7 protein-coding genes and 1 tRNA gene are annotated in these 7254 nt (G+C 61.2%); 4 read left to right on the top strand and 4 right to left on the bottom strand.

Translation table 11 applies throughout. The features are described from left to right. Positions 1–428: 428 nt before the first annotated feature. A tRNA-Leu gene (locus M5B99_RS25230) sits at positions 429–515 on the top strand. Between the two features lie 84 nt (positions 516–599). On the opposite strand, the gene M5B99_RS25225 is transcribed toward M5B99_RS25230, so the two are convergent. From M5B99_RS25225 to M5B99_RS25210, 4 genes are all read right to left on the bottom strand, one after another. Continuing rightward, entirely contained in the window at positions 600–878 is a 279-nt protein-coding gene (locus tag M5B99_RS25225; RefSeq protein ID WP_248806611.1) for a hypothetical protein, read from the bottom strand. Positions 879–1002: 124 nt separating this feature from the next. Next, positions 1003–1203, bottom strand: coding sequence for a hypothetical protein (locus M5B99_RS25220; RefSeq protein WP_248806610.1), 201 nt, complete (start codon positions 1201–1203; stop codon positions 1003–1005). 110 nt (positions 1204–1313) lie between these two features. After that, a complete protein-coding gene (locus M5B99_RS25215) occupies positions 1314–2027 on the bottom strand; it encodes a cupin domain-containing protein (protein WP_248806609.1) in 714 nt (237 codons plus the stop codon). Positions 2028–2092: 65 nt separating this feature from the next. Then, positions 2093–2950: a GNAT family N-acetyltransferase gene (locus M5B99_RS25210; RefSeq protein WP_248806608.1), complete on the bottom strand. Its 858-nt coding sequence runs from the start codon at positions 2948–2950 to the stop codon at positions 2093–2095. A 242-nt stretch (positions 2951–3192) separates the two neighbouring features. Here M5B99_RS25210 and M5B99_RS25205 point away from each other — a divergent pair, with 242 nt between their 5' ends. The 3 genes from M5B99_RS25205 (at position 3193) to M5B99_RS25195 (ending at position 7171) form a co-directional block, all read left to right on the top strand. Beyond that, positions 3193–4665, top strand: coding sequence for an aldehyde dehydrogenase family protein (locus M5B99_RS25205; RefSeq protein ID WP_248806607.1), 1473 nt, complete (start codon positions 3193–3195; stop codon positions 4663–4665). Between the two features lie 524 nt (positions 4666–5189). Further along, the gene (locus M5B99_RS25200; RefSeq protein WP_248806606.1) at positions 5190–5858 is read left to right on the top strand and encodes a haloacid dehalogenase type II; all 669 of its coding nucleotides are present in this window, start codon (positions 5190–5192) and stop codon (positions 5856–5858) included. A gap of 38 nt (positions 5859–5896) precedes the next feature. Then, positions 5897–7171 carry an NAD(P)/FAD-dependent oxidoreductase gene (locus M5B99_RS25195; protein WP_248806605.1) on the top strand — a complete coding sequence of 425 codons (1275 nt, stop codon included), beginning with the start codon at positions 5897–5899 and terminating at the stop codon, positions 7169–7171. The last annotated feature ends 83 nt before the right edge of the window (positions 7172–7254 follow it).

Below are 7254 nucleotides of genomic sequence, written 5' to 3'. Positions count from 1 at the left end.
CCGACAAGTCGGGGCATTTGCTTTAAACCGCGGCGGACTGCGTTTTCACACAGTCTGGTGTGCGGGCTTTTTGGGATGGGGCCGGATCCTTTGGCTGAGTTCCATTATCGCGGCCCTTTGTGATGAAATAATTACAGGCAGATATCAATTTGATGCACAACCTTTGGAAATCCAATGACTTGGCCAGGTGGGAGGGTTCTTGAGGGGACGTCCTGGTTCGAGGCGTGCCAGGTACCGGGCAATTCTTTGAAAATCAGATGGTTGCGAAATGTGTGTGGCGTGGGGAATTGACGTCAGCAAACTTGCTTCGCCGGGTGGGGATGTATATATTCGTCCCCTTGTCGCGCAGGCATCAGGTTGGCTGGCAGGTTTTGAAGGCCTCTGGCTCGCAAAATAAGCCACTGCGTAGACCGCTTCACCGCGCTACCGCCCGAATGGCGAAACTGGTAGACGCATGGGACTTAAAATCCCCCGCTCGTAAGGGCGTGCCGGTTCGATTCCGGCTTCGGGCACCATTTTCGATTCTCAAGGATTCTCAATCCTTCTCAGAAAGCCCCGCAGGCATTAGCTTGGCGGTGCTTTCTTGTTCTTGTCTCTTCTCATCTATTTGCGAGTGCTTCTTCAACCAAGGTGTTGAGCTGTGCATCGTTGAAGCTGGTCCACCAGGTTTCGCTTGGCCAAGCAGCAGGCGATAACGCGATACCGCTATTGGCCAGGGTTTCACCGGCATCCCCGGGTGAGAGCAGGCTGGACTGGGGCTTCAGGTCGCTGAAAGAGCAAACGGCCAGCAGGAGCAGCAAGACTGCAGCTGACACGTTGGCGGCAAAGGAGCGTCCGGATCGCAGGTCCGTAAACTCCTCACGTTTTCGACTATTCATGAACGTTACTCTCTGGCGTAAAGACGAACTTGCAGCGAAGAACGATGAGCGGTTGGACGTGCGATAAAGCTAATAAGAACTGTCAGTGTCGTTATGGGCGAAAAAAACCTTGGCCCCCTCCCGGCTAGCGAACTCTCAGGCCTTTGACGATCACCGCGACCGAATTGTCGATGTCATCAAGATTCCCCAGGTTAGCGGTGACCAGATGCAGCCAGGACATGCCTGTGAGCATCGAGACGGCAACATCCACCGCAGGACCATCGACGATTTCCCCAGCGCTTGACGACCGCCACCAGCTCCAAAGCGAGCGCAAATGCTCAATCAAATCCTGTTCCAGATTCCCGGTGTCGGGGGGGGGACGAAGGTCAACGCTGTGCGCTCGTAAACGTCCCTCAATAAAGCGCCTTTGCTGCGCCACCACCGATAGATGGGGCTCTATTTCACCGCGTAGAACTTGCGTACATAACGGGTACTTTTCCACGCGCACGGTGTGCCTTGCGGTACGAATACCGTATCACCGGTGTTGACCGTCAAACTCGTACCATCGGCGGCCTGCAAGGTGACACTGCCTTCAATCAGGTGCATCAGCTCATTGAGTTTGTGCGCCCGCCCCTGGCGTTCGTAGGGCGTCGAGTCCCAGACGCCGACGCGCAGGTCGGTACTGGTGTCTTCGAAGGCATTGCCCGACCTGCACTGCGGGGTGGGGCCGATCAGGATGTGGGCTTCCGGGGCGGCCGAAGGCGAGAGCAGCGCTTGCCGGTCCAGCGCTGTCAGCCCTGGTCTCGGTTCAGCCGCAGGGTCGATGACGGCACAGAAGGCCCAGCGGGTATCGGGCTGCGCCAGCAACCGGAAGGTCGTGCCGCGTCCGATCACCGCGCTCGCGCCGATGCCCAGTTTCAACGTCTGGCCCTGGGATTGCAGCACGACGTTACCGGCGTGGATCACGATCATTTCCGTGTGCGGAAAAACATCGATATCGAGTGCCAGGCCTGTGCTCACAATCCCCGCGCAGATACCGTCGGTCCCGGTGTAGGCGATCTGACGGTGTTCCCCGAATGGATCGGCGGCGCTCAAGGGCATGGTGTTGAAAGGCGTGGTGACACGGCTGCCGTCAGCGCGAGCCAAAAGCACAACGGTAGGTTCAGACATGCGGGTGACGCTCCCTGGTAATGGGCTGTTGAGGGGGATAGCGGCTGGTTCTTCGCTCGCGATGGTCAACCGATGGCTTGGGTGACAAGTGCGAACTGGCGGACGCCGTCGGCCGCCTGTGGCGGTGTGCCGCGCGCCATTTGCGCCACGGTGTCGACCTGCTTGAGACCGGCCGATTCCAGCCACTCGCTCAAGCCACTGTCCGCTGGAATGTCGATACGTACGAACGCGTCCGGCACCTCGGCCAGTAACGCGGCGATCAGGTGTTTGGCTTGTCCGGGGTTTTCGGCGACCACCGGGCCGATGCAACGGCCACGACCAAATGGGCGCAGCAGGGCAAAGGCGCGCAACTGTCCGTCGCGCTCGATGCCCACCGAATGCTCGACCACATCCTGTAGAACCGTGAGCACGGCTTTGCGGTCCAGCCCGCTGGCTGCGTTGGCCAGCGTCAGTTGACGAGTCCGATCGGCTGCGTGCAAAGGTCGACACACTTCACCGTCGGCCAATGGCTCGGGGGCGGGGACATGGGCTTGACCTTGATGTTGCTGAATCCGGCCGAACTCGATAAAGCCCTGGCTGGTGTAAAGCGGCGCGCCGGCGAGGGTGGCGTTCAGCATCGGAGTACGTGACCGGCAGGCTTCAAGTGCCCGTTCCATCAACTGGCGACCGATGCCCTGACCCTGATAGTCGTCACTGACGATCACCAGGCCGATGGTCGCGAACTTGCCTTGCGGACAGGCGAATGCCGTGCCGATCAGACGCTCGCCATCCAGGACCACGAAGCCTTCGCTGACCCGTTGCAACATGGCCCAGTCGTCCAGGCGATGGGGCCACTTCAGTTGCACGGACAAGGCATGGGCCGAGGGCAGGTCGGCGGCTGTCATCGGGCGATAGAGATAAGCAACAGGTTGTGGGGCGGACATGGCGAGTCTCCGTTAAACAGTGTGCATGAGCGAGCGGTTTTGCGGCACGAGGCTGCCTGTATCCCATCTGCGTGAAGGCCTGGCAAGAGGGCCCGGAGCATTCGGCAGATTCCCCGCGCCCAAGACCCGCAGACCACACTTACTACTTAATTGCCGCGCAAGGTCGGCAGCAAATGCTTGCGTTTTTTTTCTACGATGGAGGCCTGGCTTCACGACTCGCCATCCCTCTTTTGGAGTGCTCCATGGATAGCTTCGATCCTTGCCTTATCGCTGTGCGCAGCGCTCATTTCATTGCTGGCAAATACCGTGATGCGCAACCGGGGCTGGACGTTGTGCGACCCTCGGATGGCCAGGTCTATGCGCAGTTGCCGATTGCCCATGTCGATCTGGTGGATGAAGCGGTCGAGGGTGCCTGGCAGGCGTTTAATCGCAGCGATTGGGCCAGTCGCCCACCCCGGGAGCGGGCACGGGTCATGCGCCGCTGGGCCGATTTGATCGAAGCTGATGCTGCCGTCCTGGCGCCGCTGGAGGCGGTGGGCTCGACCCGCCCGCATAAAGATGTGATCGCCTGGGATATTCCCTATGTCGCCGAGGGCATTCGCTTCTTTGCCGAGTTGGCGGACAAGCACGGCGGCCAGGTCGCTGCCACCCAGACCGACCGATTGGGCATGCAGATCGCCGAACCTTACGGGGTGATTGCCGCCATTGCGCCGTGGAATTTTCCGTTGAGCATGGCCTCCTGGAAAGTCGCCCCGGCATTGGCGGCCGGTAATGCGGTGGTCCTCAAGCCGTCGGAATTGACGCCGTTCTCCAGTCTGCGCTTTGCCGAGTTGGCGGTGCAGGCGGGCATGCCGGCGGGGATCTTCAATGTGATCCAGGGCGATGGTCGTATCACCGGCGACGCGTTGTGTCGGCATCCACGGGTGGGCAAGGTGACCTTCACCGGCTCCACCGCGACCGGTTCGAGCATCATGTCCACCTGCGCACTGGTCGGTCCGAAACCGGTCACCCTGGAACTCGGTGGCAAGAGCCCGCAACTGGTTTTCGCCGATGTGCCGGATATCGCCAAGACCGCGCGCACGGTGGCCCTGGCCATTACCGGAAATGCCGGGCAGGTGTGTGTGTCCGGTTCCCGGTTGTTGATCCAGCGTTCGATCATGGAACCGTTCATTGCCCACTTGCAGGCGTATTTCGAGGAACTGCGCCCTGGGCCGACCTGGTTGTCCGAGAGCACGCTGTCGCCGATCATTTCCCGGCTGCAAGCCAGTCGCATTGATGGCATCGTCCAGCGCTCGCGCCAGGCCGGTGCCGAAGTGCTCAGCGGCGGCGGGCTCTTCGAAGGCCTGGGCGGGGCCTATTACCAGCCGACCTTGCTGGTCGGTCTGGATAACCAGAATCCGGCAGTCTGCGAAGAAATTTTTGGCCCGGTGTTGACGGTGCAGGCGTTCGACGACGAAGAGCAGGCGCTGAACCTGGCTTCGCATGCGACCTACGGCCTGGCGGCGGGTGTGCACACGGCCGATCTCAATCGCGCCTTGCGCCTGGTTCGGCGCCTGGAGGCGGGGACCGTGTGGGTCAATCGTTACGGACGCAGTAACGACTACATCCTGCCGACCGGCGGCTACAAACGTTCCGGGATCGGCAAGGATCTGGGGCGCGAAGCATTCGAGGCCAATTTGCGCTTCAAGAGTGTGCTGATCGATATCGTGCAGTAACGCGCAGAACATAACCCCCTGTGGCGAGGGAGCTTGCTCCCGCTGGGGTGCGAAGCGCCCCCAAAACCAGCCACTGCGGTGCTTCAAGTAAAACCTGTCAGGCGCTTCCGCGACTGCTTCACAGTCGAACGGGAGCAAGCTCCCTCGCCACAAGTGCATGGCACGACATCGCACCTCAGGGGTTCAAACTGCACCCAGACGGGCGCTTCCTCAGGGAAGCGCCCGTTTTCGTTCGGCCCGACGCAGGTTCTGCGGTGGTTCAGTGCGCATTGCGGTCCGTTAGGACTATAAAGGTCCATAAGAGCGCATGAATACGGGGTTTGCCCAAGGCTGGAGCGACCCGCAAAGTCTGCTGAGGTGAGGTGCCAAAACGGTGGTTTGTATTGAGCAGAGGTCGCTTTTAACGCCATCTGCTGATTTCACGGTGTTGTAATGACGATGTGCTGCAGCGTCGCAGCACGGCTCCTGAAACGGAGCGAATGCTTGTCACGCCATGACCTCAACGAACTTCAGGACCGCACTCAATGAGCTTTCTTCGTCCCAAATTCATTACGTTCGACTGCTACGGTACGCTGACCAATTTCCACATGGGTACGATGACTCGCGAGCTGTTCGCCGATCGTGTCGTGCCCGAGCAGATGGACCAGTTCGTCAAGGACTTCTCGGCCTATCGCCTGGACCAGGTCATGGGTGACTGGAGGCCGTATGACGAAATCCTCAAGACCGCCCTGGCCCGGACCTGCAAGCGTTGGGGCATCGAATACCGTGACGAAGGCCAGCTGTATTACGACGCCGTGCCGACCTGGGGCCCGCACCCGGACGTACCGGCCGGTCTGTCGAAAATCGCCGACAAGATCCCCCTGGTGATTTTCTCCAACGCCAGCGACAGCCAGATCATGTCCAACGTCGACAAGCTCGGCGCACCCTTTCACAAGGTCTTTACCGCCGAACAGGCACAGGCCTACAAACCGCGTCTGGCGGCGTTCGAGTACATGCTCGACAACCTCAACTGCGGCCCGGAGGACATCTTGCATGTGTCGTCGAGCTTCCGTTACGACCTGATGCCGGCCCACGACATGAAGATCCGCAACAAGGCTTTCGTTGCCCGTGGCCACGAAGTCCCGGGCAACGCTTTCTACGGCTATCAGCAGATCAGCGACATCGGTGGGCTGGCCGCGCTGGTCGGTCTCTGAGTCGTAACGGTAGTCTTCTTGGCATAGGCGGATCAGACATGGGCAGTGAATCCTACTGGCTCGACACCGCACCGGCGTTTACCGGTGCACAGCTCGGCGCATTGCCCGGGCAGGTCGACGTGGCCGTCATCGGTGGCGGTTTCACCGGCCTGGCAGCGGCTCGGGCGCTGGCCTCGAAGGGCGCCAGTGTGGTGGTGCTGGAGGCCGGGCGGGTGATCGGCGAAGCCTCGGGGCGCAACGGCGGGCAGTGCAATACCGGCGTGGCCCAGGATTACGCCGGCTTGAGCGCCAGCCTCGGTGCCGATCGGGCGCGAGCCTATTACAAAGCCTACGAGAGTGCCGTGCAAAGCGTGGTTTCGCTGGTGGAGCAGGAGCAGATCGCTTGCGACCTCAAGCGAAACGGCAAGCTCAAACTGGCCGCCAAGCCGATGCACTACGAGGGCCTGGCACGGACCTGCGAATTGATTCGCCGGGAAGTCGATGCCGATGTCGAGTTGCTGTCTGCCGAGCAGATTCGCGCTGAAGTCGACTCGGCCCAGTTCCACGGTGGCCTGCTGCAGCGCAACGGCGTGCAGATGCATGTCGGGCGCTTCGGTGTCGGTCTGGCCGAGGCCGCCGTACGTCGCGGTGCGTTGATCTATCAGGACACGCCGGTGAAGGACTGGAAAACCCGGGCCGGCGGTTATCAGGTCAACACCGCCAAGGGGGCTCTGCACGCCGGGCAGGTGCTGCTGGCGACCGGCGCCTGTCAGCACGGCGGGTTGGGCTGGTACCGGCGGCGGATCGTGCCGGTGGGCAGTTTCGTGATCGCCACCGAGGTCCTGCCCCAGGCGCTGATCGAGCAGTTACTGCCCGGTCGGCGAGCCTATGTCACCAGCCGCATGATCGGTAACTACTTCCGCCTGACCCCGGACAACCGCCTGCTGTTTGGCGGGCGTGCGCGGTTCGCGATGTCCGACGGCGTCTCCGACGCCAAGAGCGGCAAGGTGCTGCGGGCGGCGATGGTGCAGATGTTCCCGCCGTTGGCCGGCGTGAAGATCGACTATTGCTGGGGCGGGCTGGTGGACATGACGTCCGACCGGTTACCCCGTGCCGGCCAGCATGGCGGCGTGTATCACTCCATGGGCTACAGCGGCCATGGGGTGCAGATGTCGGTGCACATGGGCCAGGTGATGGCCGAGGTGATGGCCGGTAACGTCGAGGCCAACCCCTGGCGCGAACTCGACTGGCCGGCGATTCCCGGGCATTTCGGTAAACCGTGGTTCTTGCCGCTGGTGGGCGCCTATTACCGGCTCCAGGACTATTTGCATTGAGTTGAAGTGGTGGCATCACCGTCGTTTGCGTTTCAAGACGCTCCGGACAACCGTGAGCATGAGCCTTCTCATTATCGACAGGT

Source organism: Pseudomonas sp. MWU13-2100 (genome assembly GCF_023242365.1).
Classification (GTDB): Bacteria; Pseudomonadota; Gammaproteobacteria; order Pseudomonadales; family Pseudomonadaceae; genus Aquipseudomonas.
Note: the sequence above shows the minus strand (reverse complement) of the source record. Positions and strands in the feature narration are given on the sequence as shown.

Excerpts from the sequence above, each read along its gene's own strand:
- M5B99_RS25205 (WP_248806607.1), top strand. The coding sequence starts at position 3,193 with ATGGATAGCTTCGATCCTTGCCTTATCGCTGTGCGCAGCGCTCATTTC.
- M5B99_RS25200 (WP_248806606.1), top strand. The coding sequence starts at position 5,190 with ATGAGCTTTCTTCGTCCCAAATTCATTACGTTCGACTGCTACGGTACG.
- M5B99_RS25210 (WP_248806608.1), bottom strand. The coding sequence starts at position 2,950 with ATGTCCGCCCCACAACCTGTTGCTTATCTCTATCGCCCGATGACAGCC.
- M5B99_RS25195 (WP_248806605.1), top strand. The coding sequence starts at position 5,897 with ATGGGCAGTGAATCCTACTGGCTCGACACCGCACCGGCGTTTACCGGT.
- M5B99_RS25215 (WP_248806609.1), bottom strand. The coding sequence starts at position 2,027 with ATGTCTGAACCTACCGTTGTGCTTTTGGCTCGCGCTGACGGCAGCCGT.
- M5B99_RS25225 (WP_248806611.1), bottom strand. The coding sequence starts at position 878 with ATGAATAGTCGAAAACGTGAGGAGTTTACGGACCTGCGATCCGGACGC.